Below are 23,964 nucleotides of genomic sequence, written 5' to 3'. Positions count from 1 at the left end.
TACAAATATGTTTAATAACGAATGCTACATTCGCTTTAACCCTTCTACTGCTTTTTCTAAAGTACTTTCTTTCTTAGCAAAACAAAAACGCAAGACTTTATTATCTTGACCATTTTGATAAAAAGCAGAAACCGGTATAGTAGCAACGCCAAATTCTTTGGTAAGCTTGATGGCTAATTCTTTGTCGGAAACCTGACTAAAGTTCGCATAACTATAGCACTCAAAATAGCTGCCGTGTGAGGGAATACAGGTGAAGGGTGTGTCCTGCATTAAGGTTCTAAAGTAGTCTCGTTTATTTTGTATTTGATTTCCCAATTGTAAGTAGGCATCTGCATTTTGAATATATGCAGTTAATGCTACTTGTTGTGGCGTGTTGCAGCAAAAACAATTGAATTGATGAACTTTTCTAAACTCTTTCATCAAGTTTGCTGGCGCCATGCAATAACCCAACTTCCAACCTGTACAATGATATGTTTTCCCAAAAGAGAAACAAACAAAACTTCGTTCGAATAATGAAGGGTATTTCAATATACTTTGGTGTTCAATCCCATCAAAAATTAAATGCTCATATACTTCATCACTTAAAATCAAGATATCGGTACCCGCTACAATTTGCGCTAATATTTGCATATCGTTCTCGGACAATACTGCACCAGTTGGATTATGAGGCGAATTAATCATAATCATTTTGGTTCTTGGTGTAATCTTAGCCCTCACTTCGTCCCAGGGAATAGCATAATTCGGATATTCCAATTGTATCGGAACCGCAATGGCTTTATTTAATTCAATAGTTGGTATATAACAATCATAAGCAGGTTCAAATAAAATCACTTCATCACCTGATTGCAATACAGTGGTAAGTGCAGTGTAAATAGCATATGTGCCACCGGGTGTTATCGTAATTTCACTAGTTGCCTCTACTGAAGCGCCATATAAATTAGCTGCTTTTAAAGACAATGCAGATAGCAGCGGCGGATACCCATTCATATGAGTATATTGATTAAAACCCTCTTTCATGGCTTTATCAACCAAACTAGTTAAATCGGAACTCATCATGAAATCTGGAAAACCCTGTCCTAAATTTACTGCACCATATTCATTAGCCAATTGGCTCATTACGGTAAAAATAGTAGTACCTACCAGTGGTAGTTTGGAATGTATAGCTATAGACACTTTTCTAAAATTAAGGCTCAATAATATTGGCCAAGCGCTTCAATTCTACTTCGGCAACCTTGGCTGTAAAAGACAAGTTAACCAATCTATATGATTCGTTTTCAAAACTCTGTTGAGCCAATTTAACATCAACAATTGTTGCTTGGCCTAACTGAAAACGTTGCATTACCAAATCCAATAATTGCTTACTGAGCACTTGATTTTCTTTTGCTTTAGTTAATTGGGCCAAGGAATTAGTATATGCTTGATAAGTTCTTACTGCACCAGTTTCTATATTCAATAAAAATTGATCACGCTGCACTTTTGCATTACGGGTATTAATTTCTGCTACTTGTAATTGTTTTTTACTGATCAATCCATTGTAAATGGGAATAGCTAAGTTGATCCCTAAAAAAGGACCATAAGTTCTATTTTCTAATATGAAACCTGCTGCACTTTTAGTATTAGTTAAGTTAAACCCTGTTGTTGCTCTTAAAGTAGGAACCCTTAATGCGGCTGTTTCTCTTTCAATCAACTCATTAATTTTAATTTGTTGTTCCGCTGCTAAAATTTGCGGATTCTTTAACGCCAAATTTTTAAGTTGACTGAAATTAATTTTTTCATCTACCACGATAGTGTCACTGATTACTACAGTAGTATCGGGGCTAACAAATAGCAAACTCAACAAATTCGTTTTCCCTTGATCAATTATTAATTGTTGTGCTTGTTTAGTTTGTATCAATGCATTCAAATCTATTTGTGCTTGGTATAAATCAGCATTATTGGCAAGACCCACTTCTTTGCGGCTATTGATGATATCAATTCTTTGTTGTGATACTTCAATAGATTTATTGATGGTACTTAATAAATTTTGTTGACGAACTACATCATAGTAATTGGTGATTACCGAAGCCATGGTAGCCTGAATTTGTGCATTCAGCATGTCTTGGTTCATTTTTTGCAATTCATTCAAGCGTTGTTGTGCCGCTTTTACCCTGAACCCATTAAACAACAATATGCCAGCAGTTATATTTGCATTAAGATTGTTAGAAGCAACTCCTGTTCTAGTAATATTTCTAGATGGATCTGGAAATTGTTGATTAATGCTGGTGATATTTTCTACATCATTGATGGTTGCAGTAACGGTTGGTAATCCCCCAGCAACCCCCACATAATTATTAATACTAGCAATTTCTACATTGTTCTTGGCTAGTTGAATATCATAGCTATTCTTTAATGCAATGGATACTGCATCAGATAAACTAAGCCTTTTCTGGCTAAAACCAGCTTCGACAGAAACCGTTCCAACAAATAACAATAGAATTAACTTACGCATCAGCATGAAATTACCATAGGATCATTGAATAATTTATATTATTACACGAACGGACCACTAGCTTACCAAAGTACCTACATTAGCGCCTTCTACCACTTGCAATAAATTTCCCTGTGTATTCATATCAAAAACAATGATGGGTAATTTATTCTCCATGCATAAAGTAAAGGCGGTCATATCCATCACTTTTAGGTTTTGCGAAATACACTCTTGGAAGCTTAACTTTTCAAATTTAGTTGCAGTAGGATCTTTTTCAGGATCAGCACTATAAATACCATCTACTCTAGTCCCTTTCAAAATAACATCTGCCTTCATTTCTATGGCCCTTAAAGAACCAGCTGTATCGGTAGTAAAATATGGATTACCTGTACCAGCTCCAAAAATCACCACACGCCCTTTTTCTAAATGACGTAAAGCTTTTCTCCTGATATAAGGCTCAGCCACTTGCTCCATATTGATGGCGCTTTGTAAACGAGTATATACTCCAATCTTTTCTAGCATAGCCTGCATAGCCATTGCATTGATTACCGTAGCCAACATACCCATATAGTCTCCGTGGGCTCTTTCAATACCACTATCTGCTTCATTCATTCCTCTGTAAATATTACCACCACCAATTACAATTGCTACTTGAACCCCCAAATCGGTTACCCGTTTAATATCATGTGCATATTGCTCGATGATTTTAGGATTAAAAGGGTCTCCGTTTCTTTGGTCACCTAATAAAGCTTCTCCGGATAATTTTAGTAAGATTCGTTTGAATTTTGGTAGCATAGCGAGTGGTTATTTATTATGCAAATAACCTCAATTTTTAATGAGTCACCAAACTGATTTGAAAATCAAATTTTCATATTCAGCTGTTAAAAAAATTCGGGTTTCATTCTTTACTCGAATAATTAAAAAATTGAATACAAAACTTTTTTAAGTTAGCTAGTAAAATGATCACCATGAAGCAACTTAGCTACCTACTCCTTTTTTTATTTTACACTAATTTAGTGGTCGCTCAAAAATGGGTAATAGAACAAAGCAGTATTTCAGATAATAAAACACATCGCATTAAAGTAGGCGATAAAGTGTTGATTAGTTTCAAACAATTGAATAGCGAATCAATTAGTAGACCGAGTGCTGTTTTTGTAAACTCAACTGACACTGGTTATACTCGGACGGTATTAAAAGCAAGAATTACGGGCATCAATGAAAACACTTTAGAAATTAAAGACCTTTCTGTAAGAGACAATAGAACCATTCTAATTGATAAAATTGATGGCATCAGAAGACTCAGCATGGGCAAACAAATATTGAGAGCCACCAGTCAAATTGTTGGTTACACCACATTCGGTATGGGGTTTGCCTATGTTCACGAAAACCTATGGACAGCTTTATGTTTCTGGGCAGGGGGTAGTACATTTTTAGCGCTTAGTTCTGAAGATTTTCATACCAAATATGAAACAAAATGGCGCTACAAGGTAGTGCCACAATAAAAAATCCCGCAGCAAGCTGCGGGACCTATATTTTTCTAAGTGCAATTCAATTATCCTAGCGCAACACGCTTGAATTCAGTAACAGTTACGTTACCAGCACTCTTTAAGTAAGCTTCTACAGTAATAGCGCCATCTTTTACAAAAGCTTGAGCTAATAATGTGTTCTCTTTAAAGAAAGCATTCAATTTACCTTCAGCAATTTTAGTTACCATTTCTTCTGGTTTGCCAGCCATTTTAGGATCAGCTTTCATTGTTTCAATAACAATCGCTCTTTCTCTTTCAATGGTTTCAGCAGGAATGCTGTTAGCATCAACGGCTAAAGGATTCATAGCAGCAATTTGCATTGCTACATCTTTACCTGCTTCAGGAGCTTCAGTAGTTAATCCTACTAAAACACCCATACGGTTTGCACCATGAATATAAGATGCTACATAAGGAGCTTCAATTCTTTCAAACTTAGCAACCCCAATTTTTTCGCCGATTGCAGCTAACTTATCATTGATAAGGTCGGCTACTTTAGCGCCATTAATGGTTACTTCATTTAATTCTTCTGCGCTCTTAACATCGTTAGCGACAGCTGCATCAGCAATAGAAGTTGCAAAAGCAACGAAGTCAGCGTTTTTAGAAACGAAATCGGTTTCACAGCTAATACAAACTACAAATCCAACTTTGTTATCCGCAGAAGTACGAGCGATGATCACTCCTTCTTTTGCTTCTCTATCGCTACGCTTTGCAGCCACTTTCTGGCCTTGCTTACGTAACCAATCAATAGCAGCTTCAAAATCACCATTGGTTTCAGTTAAAGCTTTTCTACAATCCAACATTCCGGCACCAGTTGCCTGACGTAATTTATTTATATCGGCAGCTGTAATAGTTGCAGTTGACATAATTATTTCAATTTAAAAATTCTCAAATAAGGCTTATCTACCACCGCCACCACCTGCAGGTCTGCGATTACCGCCACCCGCTGGAGTACGACGCTTTGGTGCACCACCTGGGCCACCTGCTGGAGCACCAGCACCACGACCTCTTCCGCCACGACCAGCTTCAGATTGTGCTTCTGCTTCCAAACGACGAGCTCTTGCTTCATTTTCATTGTTGTTGTCATCAGTTTCGTCTTCATCTTTAGATGCTTGACGCTCTGCTAAACCTTCAGAAATTGCAGCAACAATGTAATTAGTAATAATAGCAATAGACTTAGTAGCATCATCGTTTGCAGGGATAGCAAAGTCTACTTTATTTGGATCACAGTTGGTATCAACCATTCCAAAAGTAGTGATTCCTAAACGCTTAGCTTCTGCTAAAGCAATATGCTCATGACCAATATCTACAAGGAATAAAGCAGCTGGTAAACGACCCAATTGAGCAATACCGCCTAATACTTTTTCCATTTTGTCCTTATCACGAGTAAGGGTCAATCTTTCTTTCTTAGTTAAGCTTTCTGCGCTACCATCTGCCAACATTTTTTCAATGCTCTGCATTTTTTTAACGCTCTTACGAACAGTGTTGAAGTTGGTAAGCATACCACCTAACCAACGTTCTGTAGCATAAGGCATATTAACACGCTTAGCACACTCAGTAACGATTTCTTTAGCTTGCTTCTTAGTAGCAACAAACATGATCTTTTTACCGCTCTTTGCAATTTGCTTAATAGCAGCAGCAGATTCTTGTAAGTAATCTACTGTTTTGTTTAGATCAATGATATGAATACCTTTTTTCTCAGCGAAGATGTAAGGTAACATCTTAGGATTCCACTTCTTTTTAAGGTGACCAAAGTGTACGCCGGCCTCCAGTAGTTGCTGTTGTAGTGAAGTGTTATTTTCCATTGTGGTGAATTATATAATTTTTTAAAATTTAATTTCAGTAGATATTCAATACAACGATTAACGCTTACTGAACTGGTAGCTTCTACGTGCTTTCTTATGACCAAATTTCTTACGCTCAACACTACGTGGATCACGCTTCAATTGACCAGCAGCTTTTAACGCAGGACGTAATTCAGGATTAACCTCTAACAATGCACGGGCAATACCTAATTTAGCTGCTTCGGCTTGGCCTTTTAAACCACCACCAGCTGCATTGATAACGATATCAAACTTGCCTTCTAGTTCAGTTGTTTTAAGAGGAGCTTCAACTTGGTTTTGTAAATAAACCAATGGGAAATAAGCTTTGTAGTCTTTGTCGTTTACAGTTATTTTTCCTTCGCCCTTGCTAATGAAGACACGTGTTACGGCTTCTTTACGGCGACCAACTGCATTTTTTTGTTTTTCCATTTTGATTATGCTTGGCGTCTGGCATTGCTACCAGACAATGTTTTAGAATTTAAGTTCCTTAGGTTGCTGAGCGGTATGAGGATGTGTAGTTCCTGCATACACAAATAATTTTTTGATCATTTTACGACCTAACTTATTTTTTGGTAGCATTCCCTTTACAGCTCTTTCCATAATTACTTCTGGACGACGCTTTAATAAGCTTCCAGCAACTTCTTCTTTCTTACCGCCTGGGTAACCAGAAAAGTTTAGGTATACTTTGTCTTCTAACTTATTACCAGTGAAAACAACTTTCTCAGCGTTTAGTACGATTACGTAATCGCCACAATCAACGTGAGGAGTGTAATAAGCCTTGTTCTTACCGCGTAAAACAGCAGCAATCTTAGATGCAATACGTCCCACGGTTTGATTAGTACCATCAACTACATACCAGTTGTGTTGAACGGTAGCCGCATTCGCATGCTTGGTGGTGAAATGAAGTTTACTCATGATTCTTTGTTTTAAGTGAAATCGGCGCTATCCCACCGATTAGAATATTCCCATTTTTTGGGAGGGCAAAGGTCTGACACTGCAATGGATAAAACAAGAAATTTAGGAACTATTTTAGCATGCACATTTGCAACTCATTGATAATCAATAAAAATTTGCATAGCTTTTTTTAATCTACCTTTGTATTCATGGCGTATTTACAATTTTCAGGGCAAAATATCTTTGATGGAACCCGATTTTTAGGGCCAGACCAAGTAATTATCACCACAGCAGATGGGACAATCAAAGCCATCATTCCAATGGCTGATGCTGGAGAAGACGTTCAAAAGCTTAATGGAATTATTGCACCTGGGTTTATTAATGCGCATTGCCATTTAGAGTTAAGCCATATGAAAGGGATTATTCCAGAACATACTGGATTGCCCGACTTTATCTTAAAAATTGTAAACGAAAGACATTTCCCAGAAGAAGTCATATTAGAAGCTATAGTAGAAGGAGAAGAGGCAATGCTAGCAGCTGGAATTGTGGCAGTAGGCGATATCAGTAACAATGCCCTAACAGCAGCCCAAAAACAAAAAGGAAATTTAGCCTATCATACATTTGTAGAAATCAGTGGTTGGAAGCCGTCGATAGCAGAAGCACGTTTTGCAAATGCCTTGCAAGTATTATCTCAGTTTAGGTTGATTGAAGCCGCCGCATCATTGAACCCACTAAAAAATTCGACCAATCCACTCAAAAGTTCTTTCAGCCCACATGCACCCTACTCCGTTTCTTCACTACTCTGGCAAATGATGATGCCACATTTTGAAGGCACTACAGTATCGATACATAATCAGGAAACCTCAGCCGAAAATGAATTATTTACAAAGGGTACCGGAGACTTTGTACGTATGTACAATTCCATGAACATAGACCAGTCCCATTTTAGCCCAACAGGCCAAAACAGTCTGCCGTCTTACTTCCCCCAATTACAAAAAGCCAAAAATATTCTATTGGTGCACAATACAACCACCAGCGAAGCAGACATGGATTATGCAAATCATTTGTCAAAGCAACATGCACAAGACTTATATTATACCCTATGTGTGAATGCCAACTTATACATAGAAAATAAATTGCCGCCTATCGAATTATTGCGCAATAAAAAATCTACAATCGTTTTAGGAACAGACAGTTTATCGAGCAACCATGAATTAAGCATTTTGTCTGAAATACAAACTATAACTAAACATTTCCCAGCCATCGCATTAGAAGAAATGCTTCAATGGGCTACACTAAATGGTGCTAAGGCATTACAACTTGAATCTCAATTTGGAAGTTTTGGAATAGGTAAAAAACCAGGCGTGATTGTGATAGACCATCTAAAAAATAATCAAATAAGCCAGCAGTCCACTGTTAAACGCTTAGTCTAACATACCGCCACTATCCTAGCTTAGAAAAGCTTTATTAATTGGATGATTTTCGTCTGACGAGGAAATACATTTTACTCATTACTTCTTGATGAGGCAAAGTCAAGATAGAAATTCCAATGAACAAGCCCATGATAACCAAATTAATATTCTTATCAAGGTCTAAGAAAAGTATTAAGGAAAAGAGTCCTACTAAAGAAATGGCAGTGAGTGGAATACATTTAATCATTAATGATTTCCAACTAATCAGTTCTGTTTTTGTATAGGACAAATGCTGTCGAATATTTTCTAGAGAAGTAATCGAATGCCACAAACCGAAATAGATAATAAAGCACAAAGGCAAGGGCAGTATTAACGCGCTAATAAAAACAAAAATGATGAGGAGCAATTTGCTTTTAATTTTATCGATTAATTGTTTATCGATGCTAAAAATTAGCATAAGCGTTGCTAAAAAAAACAAGAAAGTTCCACTAATAGCTAATACAGCAATATGCTCGCTACTTAAATAACTAATTAATGAAGGACTTAATACATTGATTTTTTGAATAATTGGTAGAACTGTATCAATATGTAAAAATAGAATAATAAATAAAATCAATAGCCCGTAAGATACCTGTAATAATACCCCCATAAATGAGGCTTTTGGCGAATCAATAGGCAAATCGGTTTCTCCAAAATGAAAAGCGGAAATCAATAAAAAGAGATAGAAAGATAGGGTTGGAAATACAAACCATACAACACCATATACCAACATTGAACTGAGGTATTTAACATGAAATTTTTTTGCGGAAAAAACTTGATTGTTTAAGTTACTAGTCTGTTTAGCTACTTCATGATCTAAGGCACCATGAGGAATTCCAGTGATGATAATAATTATGCTAAAGAAAATCCACTGTATATTTTCGGGAATAGTAAAAAGAAAATGATGCAGTATACTAATAATGCCTGTTAAACAAACTAATATAATAAAAAGAGAACGGTTAAATTGTATTTGCTGTATATTATTCGCCATTCTTTAATACCTGTTTAATAAAATCTTTCTTTGGCAATTTAGCAAACAAAACCGCTTCTTGAATCAAAGAACTGTCTTCATCTAAAAAACGAAGTATTTGCCGATAGGGGACTTTTCGAAAAAGCTGCATTAAAATATGCAAGGCTTTAGCAGGTCGCTGCTTAATTATTTCTAATAATAACCGATCATAAAATTTAAATCGATTATGCGAAAATTCAGCAGGTATTTCTTTATTAAAATAATGATTAGCCAATAAAACACTATCTCTAGCAATTCTATTAAATGCATATCCTGTTGTTGGCTTAACCATTCCGGCAGCTGTACCAATTGCAATAGCACCTTCCTCCGTAAACCTATTAAACGAATAGTTGGTCATAGGTATACTTGCATGTTCTATTTTGACTATTTTAAAAGTACAATTCCACATTTTCTGAATGTATTGTCTTAATACTTCCTCAAAAAACTCAACACTATACTCCTCAGCACTAAACCCAGTTATTTCAATCAACGCATTATGTTTATTGTAAGGTAATACATATGCAAAATTTACACCGTAAGCTTGCGTTATACCAAAATCCATCAATATTGCAGCTGTTGAATCAAAAACAGGTTGTTCGGTAAAAATTTCCCAACCATAAAACTGTTGTTGCAGAAATATACTTGGATCGTTTAGTACTTTCTCCTTATTCCAATAACTAGAATATAATGCAGGAGTAGTAATTATTTCATTATTTGTTTCAATGAAAAAATCAGTCTCCCCTTTTTTTATTGCTATAGCAGCATCATTACTATACTTAACCTGCTGGTATTGATTTATTTCTTCAAAATGAAAATCAAAAAAAGTTTCACTCTTAATAAAACTATATCGGTATGGTTTTATCAATTCCTTTTTTATACCACTCGAAAATCCAATACTTAATTTATTCCATGTGGAATGAATAATGGAGTCATAAGTATTTGGTTCCGACGAATGCCAGAAGCACCATGATTTATGTTGTAAGTAAGCTTTATCAGCATCAATAATTAGAATAGATTCTCCATTATATTGGTCATGATGGATCAACTGGTGCATCAATTGCATACCAGCGCAGCCTCCACCTAAAATGACAATATCGTAATGAGTAGTATTCATAAAAAAGGGTTGCAATAATCAAACTATTGCAACCCGAGTATTACTTAAGTTTGAATTAGATTATGCTTTTTCCTCACTACGGCTTAAAGCGTAGATTACTAAACCGAATCCAATTTTGTTGATTGCATCTGCAATGTTGTATACAATATCCATTGCTTTTAATGCTGCTGCTGTATCAGCAACTGGCTGCCATCCAAATAACCCACCTGGGGTACCTAAAATATATCCTAGAGGATAGATAGCCCAACCTACTAATACAAACCATGACAAAACTTTGGTAGCTTTTGCAACTTGTGTACCTGCACTTTGAGCAAGTTTAGCAACTTCACCAAACCAGATTAAGTATACAATGTAGAAGTAAGCAAGACCTGATATTACTCCCCATAATACACTACCATTACGGTCAAGCACTTCACCAATGTATCCAGTTAATAACATTACCAATGAAGCGAAAATTAGTTTCCATAATAGAGATACTTTTGCACCTGCTTTTTTGGTAATTAAGTAAAACTCAACACACATCAAAGGAACAGTCAAAATCCAATCTACATAACGGAAGAAAGTAGGTGATTCACCTGTTTCTAAGTTGTAGCTTCTCATGTAATAATAGTGAACCGCAGCAATAAAAGTGATTAATCCAGATACCAATAAAGAGGTACGCCATTTTTTGTCGGTGTTATTTAATTCGAAAAAGAAAAACACCGATGCTGCCATCATGGCCATCGTACCAATGAAGAAGGTAAACGCAACATAATTGTCACTTGCAATTGGAGTTGCATTCAAGAGGACTTGTAGCATGTTAGAAGATTTAAGGTTAAAGAATAATTTGTTTAAGAACCAACATCTACAAGTTAAACGCAATAGTTGAAAAATGGTTGAAACCCACTAGTAATAGGGACTCCGTGATATTAATAATATAATATATATAAGAACAGTATATAAGTTTTTTAAGAATAAATAATTAAACAAATAGGCGTAAAATGATTTTCAAAAAAATTTTGAAAAAATATAAAAAAAACTCCTCATTCAAGCATTAAACTCGAATGAGGAGATAACATAAAGAGAATTTCTTACTCAGTGAAAGCCAACCAGTCGTCTTGGCTATTAATTTTCCAGGTCTTTTCTCCAGAACCATCGGCGTTGATTAATACACAATTCAAATACCCATCAACTGTACCAAAATTGCTATCCTTAGCAAAACTCAATAAAATTTTTGATGACCCCTCCATCCAATTTAATCGAACTGTCCAAGTAGAAAGAGTAGTTATATCTGTTGGCAGGCTTACTGACTTAACCAATACTTCTGCTTCTGTTCCAGTATTATAACTATACAAATCAATTTTATTAGTACCATTCATTTTTGCGTACACTACTTTTGTTCCATCGCTACTGATTTTAGTAGACAAAACATTTCTAGAATTTACAATTGATTTAGGGTCACCTATATTACCGTTAACAATTGTACCTGAGTAGGCTAAAGGAATAGCTGCAGAAGATGTAAGAACAAAACGCTTTCCATCAGCATCAACCTGATGATTGCTAAATCCAAGGGGGACTGTTGCTAATTTTTCTTGACCAAATCCATCTGCATTAATCACTTCTATAGAAGTAGTAAAAGGATTACTGCCGAAGTTATTTTTGATAAAAGCAAGCTTCCCATTGTTTAATTGTTTGATACTTTTATAATTAACCCCTGTTGAAACAGCTAAAGTGGCAATGGTAGTAAGCCCTGACCCATCTTTGTTTACAGAAACAATTTTAGTGGATGGATTAGAGCCGCTGGTGATGTGAAAGAAATACAATTTATTTCCATTAGTTGAAACACAAGCATCACCTATATAGGAATTCAAATTAGATGAGGGTGTCACAGCAACAACCAATTTAGCATTTGCTCCATTGATATCAGTCGTATAAATATTGGCACTATCTATGTAGTATACTACATTATTGGCAACAGTTCCATTGGCTCCACCATTGGGATCGGAGCTGTTTTTAGAACAAGCAATTAATAATATACCTAAAACAATAACAAAACGAAATGCTTTGAAAACTCGCATAAAAATTAATGATGAAAAATGATAAAAATTGATATTAAAAGATTACGACAAATTATTGTTGGAGTTTCCAAACTGTTTCATAGTCACCTATAGCGGCTTCTTTATCTTTTAAGTTAATCAAAGCTTTCTTATATACTGCGGCTAGATCATTGGTTTGAACAATATTGGTTAACTCGTCTTTGGTAAATGTTTTTCCTTTTTTGATAATATAAGGAGCTCCCTTAATAGTGATTGAAAAGTACTTTGTATTTCCTACAAAAGAACGGAAACCACCATTGGATACCCCATCCATTTCAACTGTTAAATAGGGTGTCATAGCAGGCTTTCCATCATAGGACAATTGCAATGCAACGCTTACTTTCAAAAGGCCATCAGCGCCTGTTTCTTTTAACAACGCGTTTTCACCAAATAAGCGCATACTGCTAGAAGTAAGTGGTTTTATAGGATTCAGGTTTTTATAGACCGTTAAGAATTGATCAGCCGTATTCATTTCATCTTTAAAAAAGTTTTGAACCAAATTATAAGAGGGTGCTGAAGGAATGGCATTCTCTGGAAGTAATTGACTATTTACTACATCAGCAGTTGCCTTCGTAAATTGAGTATACATTCCAGCTAAAACTTCTTGCAACCACTCATCCGGGATTTGAGGAAAATCTATTGATTTGGTTGTTTCAGTTTTGGTCCAATTATTAGTTTTACTCTCATACAATTGAGTTGTCCCTTGAATACTCATAGACGCAACTGCTATCTTTTTTGCAAAACTTAATGGCATTGCGTACGCAGCATTTAACTTCTTAACTGATACCTCCAACTCATTTCCATTCACTTTTTCATTTTCGGTAAATGCAATACCCTTTGCAATTTCAGGCGAATTAGTGACATTTACCCACATGCCTGCATTAGACCCAGTAACTGCAATAATGGGTTCTTTAAAAACCCCCGATTGTGCCACAGACTTTACTAGCTGCTGATCGCTTACCATTAAATAACTATTCTTAAAACCTATACCCTTGTTTTGGGTTTCTATATTCCTAAATGCTGCAGCAGGAACAACTACTTTAGACGCAGGTTTTACATATGCAGCCATAGTTAAGGAACGCATACCAATGATTGATGTAACAATATCTACCCTAATTAATGCATCTGGGCTTGTTGAAAAATTAGCTAGTTCTAGTACTACATCCTTTGTTAAATCTAAGTTTACAGAAGACTTTGAACCATTAATACTAAGTAATTGAATGTTTTTAGTGGGTGGAGGTACAGTAAAGCTTCCCTCCTCAATTCCATTTTTTTCGAAACTAATTTTTTTGTTGCCACTATTAGGAGCTTCAACTGCAGTATGAATACCAAATGATTGATGCTTCAACTCTTTACCATTCAACTTGATAGTACCTCCGTATTTGAAAAACTGAAAGCCATTAGGAGAACTCAACATCAACATAGTAAAATCACCATTGTCAATCCATTCACCTTTTAAAAAATCATTCGTTGCTAACCCTAAATCTTTTGGGAAAATATTTGTCCCTACAGATGCAAGTACATCTACATTATCCAAATTGGGGGCTTCGGCAACTGAGCCCCCCAGCTCACCTGCCAAACTACCCACCATCTTAGTTACTTTAGACATTGCTTTTTGAAAAATATTGCCTGCCTTTTTGGGTTCATCTTTTTTTACTTCTGTACTTGATTCGGTTTTATCCTTTTTCCAAAATTGGGCTTCTGCTACTACTCCCACAAATAACAAACAAAAAGAGATAATCAGTTTAAACTGCATAAATGATAAATTATTCATACAAATATGAATGTATAACGCAGTTAGAAAAATACTCCCTTAAGAGTATTTTAAAGCTTACTTACTTTCTATTCTAAAATGTACATTTACAATAGTGACCAAGCTGATTCAAATAATAACATTTCTAAGTTTTTTGTTGAGTGTAGTAAACACTAGTGCACAATCAACTCAACGAGTAAGGTATAATGTATTTAATAGCAATAATGGATTAGGCAAACAAGTAATAAAAGCAATTACTGAAGATAAAAATGGTTTTATTTGGTTATTGAGTGACCATCAACTTCAATGGTTTGATGGTTCAAATTTCCATCAAGTTCCATTTGGAAAAGGAATACATCAAATACCAGGTTCTTTATTTTATGAATTACATCAAGGTTTAGAAAAAGACATTTGGATATTTTATAATTACGGCTACTCAATATACAATCCTGAAACTTTTTCATTTAAACACTATTCACTTCCGAATCAAAAAGTTAATTGGCAAGAACAAGTATTTGTAAGTCGTAACAAGAGAGATATCATCATATTCAATAATGGTAATTATCAGATCATTAACTCTAAAACAAGGCAGATTAGTAAAATAATCAAGAAAACTTCTCGCGCTATTGGATTAGCATCAAATTATAATACTGGCCAATTGGAATTTTTTACAGAAGACAAATCGGGTATACATATTGAAAATATTGAGAAAAACACCCAGATAACAATTCCTAATCCCCAACAAGTTCAATACTATATTTATAAACGTGTAAATGATTCTACTGTTTTAGCTTTTGCAGAAAAACACTTCTTAGCTTATGATATAAAACATTATAAAATAATTAAGCAATCTCCTTACCCTTTTGGATTTGGAATGAAATCGTTCATTAAGAATAAAGATTTTATCGATAAGAATAACAATACATTATTGATAATAATGGAAAATGAAATTTGGGAATTCGATAAATCTAGCTTGTGTTTTACTAATAAACTAGTTAGTCTTAATGGAACTTCAATGCTAAATCAAGGTTATTACAATAGCATTTTTATTGACTCAAAAGGTGTCTTATGGGCTAGTACTACTTTAAATGGACTACAAAAAGTTTTGCTTCAAAAACAGCCAATCAAATTATTCGCATCACCTACAAAAGAAGAAAATTTTATTAAATGCTTCTTCCCAGATAAAAAAAATAATGCAATTATTTGTGGCACGTTTGGTGCTGGTTTAATTATCTACGATACCATTGGGAATATCATAAAAAAATACCCATTAAAAAATCCTGATACGAAAACGGGTACAATCGTTACCTCCATTATTGAACTAGACGAGTTTACCTGTTTAATAATGCTTTATGGTAGAAATGATTACTATATCTTAAACAGAAAGAATTTATCTATCAATAGCATTAAAGCTAATTATGAAAATAAAGAGTTAGCCCAAGCAAAACCCAATTATTATTCCATACCACTAAAAGTAAGTTCAACCGATTACCTATATAATTTAGGAAATTTAAAACTGAGTATAAAATATTTAAATGGCGCCATTTCAATCGAAAAAAATAAAAATAGAGTCAGCTTAAATAAACTCCCTTTATTTCCGATTTATACTAAATATGAAGCACTGTTAGAAATCAGCAGTTCCAGTTTTATTCGCGCCTGTTTACAAAAAGTGGGATTAATTGAAACCAGTCTCGTCTACATAGACAAAAAAAACAAGAACTGGATCTTAGGAACAAGTAATGGCTTGTATGAATTTTCAAGTAATGCTATTTTAATAAAATCTTATACTACTAAAAACGGATTGGCTAACAACTATATCTATGCTGGCATCATTGATAACGATAAAAATCTATGGTGCAGCCACGACAAAGGAATTAGTAAAATTGATAGCAACGGTATTATTTCAAATTTAAGCAAACCTGATGGCTTACAAGATGATGAATTTAATTATGGTGCTATAGCCAAAACCGATGATGGCGAATTATTTTTTGGGGGCATAAATGGCTTAAATTCATTTTATCCTAATGAGCTAAACTCAAATCAAGACAACAGTAAACTCGTGATTACTAAAATAAGTTCAAACGAGCCTTATTTACCAGAAGACACTGCATTTTGGAATCTGAATAATCTTGAATTTAAGCATACCAACAATAGAATAAAGATTCAACTTTCTACTATTGGAAACAGCACGGCTACATCATATAATTATCAATATAGATTAATTGGCATTGATAAAGAATGGAAAAACTTAAACAATACTAGTGAAATTAACTTAGCACTAAATCCAGGAAAATATAAACTAGAAATTTTAAGTGGTAGATTTTTTAACAAAAGGGGATTAGCACAAAAAAGAATAACATTAACCATATTCCCCCCAACTTACTTAAGATGGTGGTTTCTACTATTGTTTGGAGGTATATCTGTTCTAACTATTTGGTTTGCTGCTAAATACATTACTAATCGGAAGTATCGGAAAAAAATGCAAGCTATTGAAATACAAGAGCAGCTTGAGTTTGAAAGGCAAAGAATTAGTAGGGACTTACATGATAATATGGGTGCTTATACTTCTGCTTTAATGGCCAACGTAGAAAAACTTAAAATTATTCAAGGAAATATAAAAGAGCTGGATAAAATACAAAACAATGCAGAACACATTCTGAATAGCTTACGTGAAACTATTTGGGTATTAAATAATAAAGAAATAGATATTGCCAACTTTTCAGATGAGTTTAAAAACTATTGCTTTAAGATATTAAGGAATTTTGATAATATTTCTTTTGAGGCAATTGAAAATTTAGAAAAATCTTACCTTTTAAAAGCATCAGATGCGATTAATTTAAATAAAATTTTACAAGAAGCATTTCAAAATATCATCAAACATAGCAAGGCAACTAGAATATGTTTCACAATTCATGCCTCAGATAAATTATCAATGACATTAAATGACAATGGAATAGGATTGGATAAAAGCAATAAATTAAATGGTAATGGGTTAGAAAACATGGAGTGGAGAGCAAATGAATCAAATGCTCGATTATCAATATTTTCAGAAGAAAATAAAGGGACAACTATTAGTATTGTAAAAGATATGCTCCATAAAGAGTATTGACCCTTTAACTTTTTTGAAGCAAATTTGCTTTATGTCCATACTCATTGCCATAGTTGATGATAAACCAATTAACCGTCAAACAGTTAAGGATAAGCTCATGGGGCATTCTTTGATTGAAATCATAATTGAAGCAAGAAATGGAAATGATTTTTTAGAAAAGCTAAAAACCGCTTCAGTAAAACCTGATGTTGTACTAATGGATTTAGAAATGCCTGAAATGAACGGTATTGAAGCAATCAATATTGCAACAGCTGCTTATCCTGGCATTAAGTTTATTGTTTTAACTGTATTTGAAGAAAATGATAAAATATTTGAAGCAATTAAAGCAGGCGCAAGTGGCTATTTACTAAAAGAAGATAGTGCAATAAATATAATAGATGCCATCACAAATGTTTTTCAATACAATGGAATTCCAATGAGTCCTTCAATTGCTAGAAAAACACTTGAACTATTAAAAAAATTGCCGATTATTCCGTCTACAGAAAATGAAATTTTGTCAAACAATAATAGTGCAGGATTAAGTGAACGTGAAATAGAAATATTAAAAGAAATGGTTAGTGGCAAAAATTATAAAGCCATTGGCGAGAAACTTTTTATTTCTCCCTTAACGGTTCGCAAACATGCTTCGCATATATATGAAAAATTACACGTCAACAATAGAACCCAAGCAATTAATATAGCGCAAAAACAAAAATGGATTTAAGCCAAGACTTCCTGTAAAATCGCATAGCTTTTCATTTGCCCAAAGCCAGGAATATGTAACGATAGGTATAGTTGATAAGCTTCTAATAATTGTCTCCGAATAGTTTTATTCAATTGAATATTTTCTAACTCATTGTAAAATGATAAATTAGAAATTCTAGACGTTATTTCCGCTAAATGCCCTTCTAAATAATAAGGATGCAATGGTATGCTCTCCACAAAATTTCCCTCTTGCAAATCGATGATGGGCGTTTTAGTATTGTATTCGCCCTGTAATTGAAAGCCTAATTCTGCTGCTAAATGTAAAGTGAAATATAAAGGTAGATTACCTGTTAAAGTAGCATTGCCCTTGTCTAATTGTTTAAGGGTGTCTTCAATTAAATAGAATAACTCTGGATTGGCTTCTGGTTCTTTTAGACTATGCTGCAATAGTTCCATTACAAATAAGGCAACTGTATTTTTTACTACATTAAATAAAACCGACTCGTACATATATCCCCATCGATATTCTTTAATGAATTGCAAATGCTTCATCTCATTGTGATACACTTCCAATTCTAAAATAGCAGCAGGACTAAAATAACTGGCTTTACCCGCAGAAGTTTTACTGCTTTGGCGGACCCCTTTAACAATGTATTGTTGTATACCAAATAACTCGGTATACACAGAAGTAATGATACTGGTATCTCCGTACTTGATTGTACGCAATACAACACCTTTGGTTGAATGCACCGTACTCATTGCTGCAATTTAGTTGGTTGCAGTCAAACCTGATTCAGTTGATTGTGGAGAATGCTTGGTTGGCGGTAAATGAACTGGATTTAATTTTATAATTCCCACCGCGTGAAAGCCGCGCATGATTAAGAAAGTTAAATCGAACTCAAACCATTTCTTAGCAAAATTGGCATCGTCTTTTGCATAGTGGTGATTATTTTGGAACAGCTCTCCCATCAATAAAATTCCCCATGGTGAACTGTTTTTAGAGTGATCTCCATTATCAAAATTGCTGTAGCCATATTTATGACCACACCAATTTACCACTGCACCTTGAATTGGCCCCATTAAGAAATGGATGGGCAATAATAAAAACCACCAAGCATTTGGAGCAAAAACTATATAAAAACTGGTATAAGCTGCCATGAATACTAATCGAGTTAAAGGATGGTGGCCAAACTTGTCTAAACTATCCCAAACAGGTAAATAATCTTTCGTAAACTTAGGATCAGGCAAACGCTTACCCGTTAAAAAACTTCTGAAAATCAAAATAGTACTTTGCATCATCTGGTACACATCCTTAAAAAAATGTGGCGAATGTGGATCTTCCTCCGTGTCGCTGTATTCGTGGTGCATTCTATGCATTACCCCGTAAGCCCTTGGAACTAAAAAAGAAGAGCCTTGCACAAACCAGGTGCTCAAATAAAAAAACCGCTCCCAATTTTTGGTTAGCTCATACATTTTATGCGATGCGAAGCGATGCAAAAAGAAAGAATGAAAAAACAGGGACCCAAACCAGTGGGCAAAAAAGAATACAAGAATAGCAAGCATGTAAATGAGTTAAGTATATTCAATGAATATAATACAAATCATACAAGCTTGCTTAAGAATTAAAACAAAACTTGAAAATGGTAAAAAAGATTAAACAACTCCCGTAAACTGTTTCAAGAAACGCACATCATTTTGAGAATACAAACGCAAGTCATTTACTTGGTACTTTAATTGGGTAATTCTTTCCACTCCCATACCAAAAGCAAATCCAGTGTACTTATTAGAATCAATGCCAAAATTCTCGAGCACTTTAGGATGTACCATTCCGCTTCCTAAGATTTCAACCCAACCAGTATGCTTGCAAATATTACAGCCTTTTCCTTCACAAATTAAACAGCTGATATCCATTTCTGCACTTGGCTCGGTAAAAGGGAAATAGCTAGGTCTAAAACGTACTTTAACGTCTTTACCAAACATCTCTTGAACAAAGAAATACAGGGTTTGCTTAAGATCGGCAAAGCTTACATTTTCGTCAATGTATAATCCCTCTACCTGATGAAAAAAGCAATGCGCTCTTGCACTGATGGTTTCATTACGGTACACTCGTCCAGGACAAATCACCCGAATCGGGGGCTTTTGATTTTCCATTACCCTTGCTTGAACACTGCTGGTATGCGTTCTCAATAACCATGTTGGGCCATTACCATCCTCGGGTTTTTTAATATAGAAAGTATCCTGCATATCACGAGCAGGATGGTCTTCTGGAAGATTCATTGCGCCAAAATTATGCCAGTCGTCTTCAATTTCTGGGCCTTCAGCAACAGAAAAACCAAGTCGTTTAAAAATGGCAACCATTTCATTTCTAACCAGTGTTAATGGATGCCTGCTCCCAACCAATACCGAATCGCCCGGCAATGATAAATCTTGTGCAGATTTACCATTGGTAGTAGTTGAAGCCCCTGCAAACTGCTCTTGCAATGCCTGAAAACGCGCTTCAGCAAAGAGTTTAAACTCATTGAGCAGTTGCCCAAATTCCTTTTTTTGCTCGTTAGGCACATTGCGCATTTCGCCCATAATAGTTTTTACTAACCCCTTGGTTCCAAGCCATTTTATTCTGAATTGTTCTACTTCGTCTGAGTTATTTGCTGTAAAAGCAGTGATAGCTAACTTATGATCATTAATTTGTTGCAAAAGCGATTCCATGTTGCAAATATAAAAACTTATATTTGTTGCTGCACCAAGCAATTTTACATGGAATATAATACCTCCAGGAAACTCCTGGGAATGAAGGAGTACGGAAGACACGTACAGAAGATGGTAGATTACCTCCTCACAATTGAAGACAGAGATAAAAGACAACAACAGACCCAATCTGTGATTGAACTAATGGGATTTTTGAACCCACACCTGAAAAATGTAGAAGACTTCAGGCATAAACTATGGGATCATCTTTTTTTCATCAGCAATTTTACGCTAGATGTAGACAGCCCTTATCCAATCCCACAAAAGGAAACCTATAAGTTAAAACCCGAACCACTTCCTTATCCTAAGCGTAATCCAAAATATGCCCACTTAGGAAAAAATTTAGAAGTGGTGATAGACAAGGCATTAAAAGAAGAAGATCCAGAAAAGAAAGTAGGATTTGCCAACGCAATTGCTTACTACATGAAATTATCATATAGTAACTGGCATAAAGAGTTGGTACATGATGATGCTATAAGATCTGAGTTAGATCAAATTACTGGTGGTCAGTTAGAATTCAGCAACACCCCTTATATCAAGCACCGCAATCAACCGTTCGAACGTGATGATTATCCAGCACGTAGTGGCGGAAGATGGAAACAAAACTTTGGTGGAAGAAATAACAGAAACCAAGGCGGTGGACAGCAACAACGAAACGATCCAAGAAATGGTGGCGGACAACGCAATGACAGAAACCAAAGTGGTGGACAACGTAATGATCCAAGAAATGGTGGTGGAAGTAATCGCAACGACAGAAACCCAGGTGGATTTAAGAAGCGCTATTAATTTTCATGAGCAGTTTTGAAGTCATAGGAGGAAAGCAATTAAAGGGATCCATCACCCCTCAAGGTGCAAAGAACGAAGCTTTGCAAATACTCTCTGCAGTAGTATTAACGAAGCAGTCTGTTACTATTTCGAATATTCCTGATATACTCGATGTTAATTTACTCATTGAGTTATTGAAAGAAATGGGTGTACAAGTAAGCCGCATCAATCAAGATACTTATCAGTTTCAAGCCAACGATATTGATGTTGATTATTTGGCTTCAGAAAAATTCAGACAAAAAAGCGGAAGACTAAGGGGGAGTGTAATGCTGGCGGGTCCTTTATTAGCTCGTTTTAAAAAAGCATTTATACCCAAACCGGGTGGAGATAAAATAGGAAGAAGAAGATTAGACACGCATATAATTGGTTTTCAAAAACTAGGCGCACACTATGCGTATGATGAAAGCATTGGTTGCTTTACATTAACCACCGATGCATTGAAAGGTTGCTATATGTTACTAGATGAACCCTCTGTAACAGGTACCGCAAACATTGTAATGGCAGCTGTTTTAGCAGAAGGCACTACTACTATTTATAATGCAGCCTGCGAACCTTACTTACAACAGTTGTGCAGTATGCTTAACAGAATGGGTGCAAAAATCAGTGGTATCGGTAGTAATTTATTGGTTATTGAGGGAGTAGAAACGCTGGGTGGTACTGAACACCGTTTGTTGCCAGACATGATTGAAATAGGCAGTTTTATTGGATTGGCAGCGATGACGAAAAGTGAAATCACTATTAAAGATGCAGGTGTAAAATACTTAGGAATCATACCAGAAAAATTTCAGCAACTAGGTATTCAATTTGATATACAAGGAGATGATATTTATATTCCTTCGCAGGAATCATATACCATACAAACATTTATGGATGGAGGAATACTCACTATTTCCGATCATCCCTGGCCAGGCTTTACACCCGACTTATTGAGCATTGTATTGGTAGTGGCTACACAAGCCATCGGATCAGTTTTAATCCACCAGAAAATGTTTGAAAGCCGTTTGTTTTTTACAGACAAACTCATTGATATGGGTGCACAAATTATTTTGTGCGATCCGCATAGAGCAACCGTGATAGGACTCGGCAGAAAAAATACTTTACGCGGCATCACCATGAGCAGCCCCGATATCAGGGCAGGACAAGCACTCTTAATTGCCGCATTGAGTGCAGAAGGCAAAAGCACCATCCAAAATATTGAACAGATAGATCGTGGTTATCAATTTATAGATCAACGCTTGCAAAGTTTGGGGGCGGAGATAATTAGAAAAGGATGAGATACTTCCTCTTAACCATCAGTATTCTTTGCGCAATTAATACTGCGTTTGCTGATAGTTTAGATATTCAATTAAAAGCTTCACAAATTCAGCACGGTGAATCAATCGATTTTGAATGTGTTTACCCACCTTATTTGAATAAACCTAAAAGTATCTTGACACTCCATTTATGGGTTGAAGATTTAAATGGTGTAAAGACTTGGAAATTCAGGTACCCTATAGCAGGCGGTAAAGCCATTGGTTCAATTAAAATAGACAGCAGCATGAAAGAAAGTGCTTACGCATTGCACTTTTTAGTTCAACAAACACCACTTTCAATCTATGGCAGCATAAATAATTTCATAAAAAAAGACTCAGTAATAAGCATGATTCTTTCATCAGGAAAGGACATCATCATGGATGATATTAAAACAGATGATTTAGGAAATTTTAGAATTAACAAGTATGTATTTGAGGACAGTGTAAATTTCAAATTTACCCCTAAGCAAAAAAAGAAAGGGAAAAATGATGCATTAAACATCAGTTTGATGACACCCCTTGATTCAATGTTTAAAGCAGAAGTTACCAAAACCATGGTGGTGCAGATTGGTCAAAAAAATATAGCTCTGCCCAACGAGACTGATATTGTATTCAAGCCATTAAAATTCACTAATAATAACACCATTCCAGATTTAGTCGTGTACGGAAATAGAAAAACTAGGGAAGCATTATTTAATGAAAAATATGCAACTGATTTATACAAGAGAGAGGATGAAAAAATTATTGCTGGTTTTGAGAATTTTACGATGATAGGTTATCCAACTGTTTTACATTATTTAAATGATAGAATTCCAGGTTTAATGATTTCAGAGTCAACCGTTAAGCCTAGCAAAAACTTATTCTCAATGGGTGAATCTAGAACTGATAATACGGGAAACGAAAAAACATACTGGTCATTTGCGTATAGATCTTCTAATGAAGTCAATTTATATATTGATGAAATTTTAGTTGATAATGAACAATTCATCAGCTTCCCAATGTCTGATATTGCCATCATAAAAATTATTCCCCCTCCATTTATCGGCGGATGGGGCAGTAACCCATTTGCTATTTTGATTTATTCAAATAGAAAAGAATTTAAAAACACTAGTAACAATACCGGTTTCACCGTTAAAGGATATACACCAGCACGTTGGATAATCAAGTATTAAAAAGGCCCCGAAAATTTCGAGGCCTTTT

At 35.2% G+C, this 23,964-nt stretch carries 22 protein-coding genes; 7 read left to right on the top strand and 15 right to left on the bottom strand.

Features of this window, described 5'->3' with window-relative positions:
- Window positions 1-24: 24 nt before the first annotated feature.
- The 3 genes from ACTIEI_RS04150 to pyrH are packed head-to-tail and all read right to left on the bottom strand — an operon-like array spanning window position 25 to window position 3,262.
- A complete protein-coding gene (locus ACTIEI_RS04150; RefSeq protein WP_439505020.1) occupies window positions 25-1,173 on the bottom strand; it encodes a methionine aminotransferase in 1,149 nt (382 codons plus the stop codon).
- Between the two features lie 10 nt (window positions 1,174-1,183).
- Window positions 1,184-2,488 (bottom strand): TolC family protein, encoded by a 1,305-nt coding sequence (locus tag ACTIEI_RS04145; RefSeq protein ID WP_439505019.1) that lies wholly within the window; start codon window positions 2,486-2,488, stop codon window positions 1,184-1,186.
- A gap of 57 nt (window positions 2,489-2,545) precedes the next feature.
- On the bottom strand, window positions 2,546-3,262 hold the full coding sequence (gene pyrH / locus ACTIEI_RS04140) for a UMP kinase (protein ID WP_295187479.1): 717 nt from the start codon (window positions 3,260-3,262) through the stop codon (window positions 2,546-2,548).
- Between the two features lie 173 nt (window positions 3,263-3,435).
- Between pyrH and ACTIEI_RS04135 the strand changes: the two genes are divergently transcribed.
- Complete coding sequence (locus tag ACTIEI_RS04135) at window positions 3,436-3,969, top strand: hypothetical protein (RefSeq protein ID WP_439505018.1); 534 nt, start codon at window positions 3,436-3,438, stop codon at window positions 3,967-3,969.
- A gap of 50 nt (window positions 3,970-4,019) precedes the next feature.
- Here ACTIEI_RS04135 and tsf read toward each other — a convergent pair whose 3' ends face one another.
- The 4 genes from tsf to rplM are packed head-to-tail and all read right to left on the bottom strand — an operon-like array spanning window position 4,020 to window position 6,728.
- A complete protein-coding gene (gene tsf, locus ACTIEI_RS04130; protein ID WP_439505017.1) occupies window positions 4,020-4,856 on the bottom strand; it encodes a translation elongation factor Ts in 837 nt (278 codons plus the stop codon).
- 33 nt (window positions 4,857-4,889) lie between these two features.
- Window positions 4,890-5,795 carry a 30S ribosomal protein S2 gene (gene rpsB / locus ACTIEI_RS04125; RefSeq protein ID WP_439505016.1) on the bottom strand — a complete coding sequence of 302 codons (906 nt, stop codon included), beginning with the start codon at window positions 5,793-5,795 and terminating at the stop codon, window positions 4,890-4,892.
- 57 nt (window positions 5,796-5,852) lie between these two features.
- Window positions 5,853-6,242 carry a 30S ribosomal protein S9 gene (rpsI, locus tag ACTIEI_RS04120; protein ID WP_295187469.1) on the bottom strand — a complete coding sequence of 130 codons (390 nt, stop codon included), beginning with the start codon at window positions 6,240-6,242 and terminating at the stop codon, window positions 5,853-5,855.
- Between the two features lie 42 nt (window positions 6,243-6,284).
- Window positions 6,285-6,728 carry a 50S ribosomal protein L13 gene (gene rplM, locus ACTIEI_RS04115; RefSeq protein WP_439505015.1) on the bottom strand — a complete coding sequence of 148 codons (444 nt, stop codon included), beginning with the start codon at window positions 6,726-6,728 and terminating at the stop codon, window positions 6,285-6,287.
- A 188-nt stretch (window positions 6,729-6,916) separates the two neighbouring features.
- Here rplM and ACTIEI_RS04110 point away from each other — a divergent pair, with 188 nt between their 5' ends.
- Window positions 6,917-8,140, top strand: coding sequence for an amidohydrolase family protein (locus ACTIEI_RS04110; RefSeq protein ID WP_439505014.1), 1,224 nt, complete (start codon window positions 6,917-6,919; stop codon window positions 8,138-8,140).
- 34 nt (window positions 8,141-8,174) lie between these two features.
- On the opposite strand, the gene ACTIEI_RS04105 is transcribed toward ACTIEI_RS04110, so the two are convergent.
- From ACTIEI_RS04105 to ACTIEI_RS04085, 5 genes are all read right to left on the bottom strand, one after another.
- Window positions 8,175-9,149: a Brp/Blh family beta-carotene 15,15'-dioxygenase gene (locus tag ACTIEI_RS04105; RefSeq protein ID WP_439505013.1), complete on the bottom strand. Its 975-nt coding sequence runs from the start codon at window positions 9,147-9,149 to the stop codon at window positions 8,175-8,177.
- Window positions 9,139-10,281, bottom strand: coding sequence for a lycopene cyclase family protein (locus ACTIEI_RS04100; RefSeq protein ID WP_439505012.1), 1,143 nt, complete (start codon window positions 10,279-10,281; stop codon window positions 9,139-9,141). Before ACTIEI_RS04100 ends, ACTIEI_RS04105 begins: the two co-directional genes overlap by 11 nt.
- A gap of 60 nt (window positions 10,282-10,341) precedes the next feature.
- On the bottom strand, window positions 10,342-11,079 hold the full coding sequence (locus ACTIEI_RS04095; protein WP_439505011.1) for a bacteriorhodopsin-like: 738 nt from the start codon (window positions 11,077-11,079) through the stop codon (window positions 10,342-10,344).
- 272 nt (window positions 11,080-11,351) lie between these two features.
- Window positions 11,352-12,338: a hypothetical protein gene (locus ACTIEI_RS04090; RefSeq protein WP_439505010.1), complete on the bottom strand. Its 987-nt coding sequence runs from the start codon at window positions 12,336-12,338 to the stop codon at window positions 11,352-11,354.
- Window positions 12,339-12,390: 52 nt separating this feature from the next.
- Window positions 12,391-14,112, bottom strand: coding sequence for a hypothetical protein (locus ACTIEI_RS04085; RefSeq protein WP_439505009.1), 1,722 nt, complete (start codon window positions 14,110-14,112; stop codon window positions 12,391-12,393).
- Window positions 14,113-14,266: 154 nt separating this feature from the next.
- Between ACTIEI_RS04085 and ACTIEI_RS04080 the strand changes: the two genes are divergently transcribed.
- Window positions 14,267-17,218 carry a histidine kinase gene (locus ACTIEI_RS04080; protein WP_439505008.1) on the top strand — a complete coding sequence of 984 codons (2,952 nt, stop codon included), beginning with the start codon at window positions 14,267-14,269 and terminating at the stop codon, window positions 17,216-17,218.
- A 31-nt stretch (window positions 17,219-17,249) separates the two neighbouring features.
- Window positions 17,250-17,921: a response regulator transcription factor gene (locus ACTIEI_RS04075; RefSeq protein ID WP_439505007.1), complete on the top strand. Its 672-nt coding sequence runs from the start codon at window positions 17,250-17,252 to the stop codon at window positions 17,919-17,921.
- Here the strand turns inward: ACTIEI_RS04075 and recO are convergent.
- The 3 genes from recO to pheS form a co-directional block, all read right to left on the bottom strand.
- Window positions 17,918-18,661: a DNA repair protein RecO gene (gene recO / locus ACTIEI_RS04070; RefSeq protein WP_439505006.1), complete on the bottom strand. Its 744-nt coding sequence runs from the start codon at window positions 18,659-18,661 to the stop codon at window positions 17,918-17,920. The two genes, ACTIEI_RS04075 and recO, sit on opposite strands and share 4 nt — an antisense overlap.
- 9 nt (window positions 18,662-18,670) lie before the next feature.
- Window positions 18,671-19,465 carry an acyl-CoA desaturase gene (locus ACTIEI_RS04065; protein WP_439505005.1) on the bottom strand — a complete coding sequence of 265 codons (795 nt, stop codon included), beginning with the start codon at window positions 19,463-19,465 and terminating at the stop codon, window positions 18,671-18,673.
- Between the two features lie 90 nt (window positions 19,466-19,555).
- Window positions 19,556-20,608, bottom strand: coding sequence for a phenylalanine--tRNA ligase subunit alpha (gene pheS, locus ACTIEI_RS04060; protein ID WP_439505004.1), 1,053 nt, complete (start codon window positions 20,606-20,608; stop codon window positions 19,556-19,558).
- 48 nt (window positions 20,609-20,656) lie between these two features.
- Between pheS and ACTIEI_RS04055 the strand changes: the two genes are divergently transcribed.
- The 3 genes from ACTIEI_RS04055 to ACTIEI_RS04045 are packed head-to-tail and all read left to right on the top strand — an operon-like array spanning window position 20,657 to window position 23,936.
- Window positions 20,657-21,433: a DUF4290 domain-containing protein gene (locus ACTIEI_RS04055; protein WP_439505003.1), complete on the top strand. Its 777-nt coding sequence runs from the start codon at window positions 20,657-20,659 to the stop codon at window positions 21,431-21,433.
- Window positions 21,434-21,438: 5 nt separating this feature from the next.
- Window positions 21,439-22,746: a UDP-N-acetylglucosamine 1-carboxyvinyltransferase gene (gene murA / locus ACTIEI_RS04050; RefSeq protein WP_439505002.1), complete on the top strand. Its 1,308-nt coding sequence runs from the start codon at window positions 21,439-21,441 to the stop codon at window positions 22,744-22,746.
- Window positions 22,743-23,936 (top strand): hypothetical protein, encoded by a 1,194-nt coding sequence (locus ACTIEI_RS04045; RefSeq protein WP_439505001.1) that lies wholly within the window; start codon window positions 22,743-22,745, stop codon window positions 23,934-23,936. Before murA ends, ACTIEI_RS04045 begins: the two co-directional genes overlap by 4 nt.
- Window positions 23,937-23,964: the final 28 nt, after the last annotated feature.

The sequence above is a fragment of the Sediminibacterium sp. genome (genome assembly GCF_051860225.1).
Taxonomy (GTDB): Bacteria; Bacteroidota; Bacteroidia; order Chitinophagales; family Chitinophagaceae; genus Sediminibacterium.
Note: the sequence above shows the minus strand (reverse complement) of the source record. Positions and strands in the feature narration are given on the sequence as shown.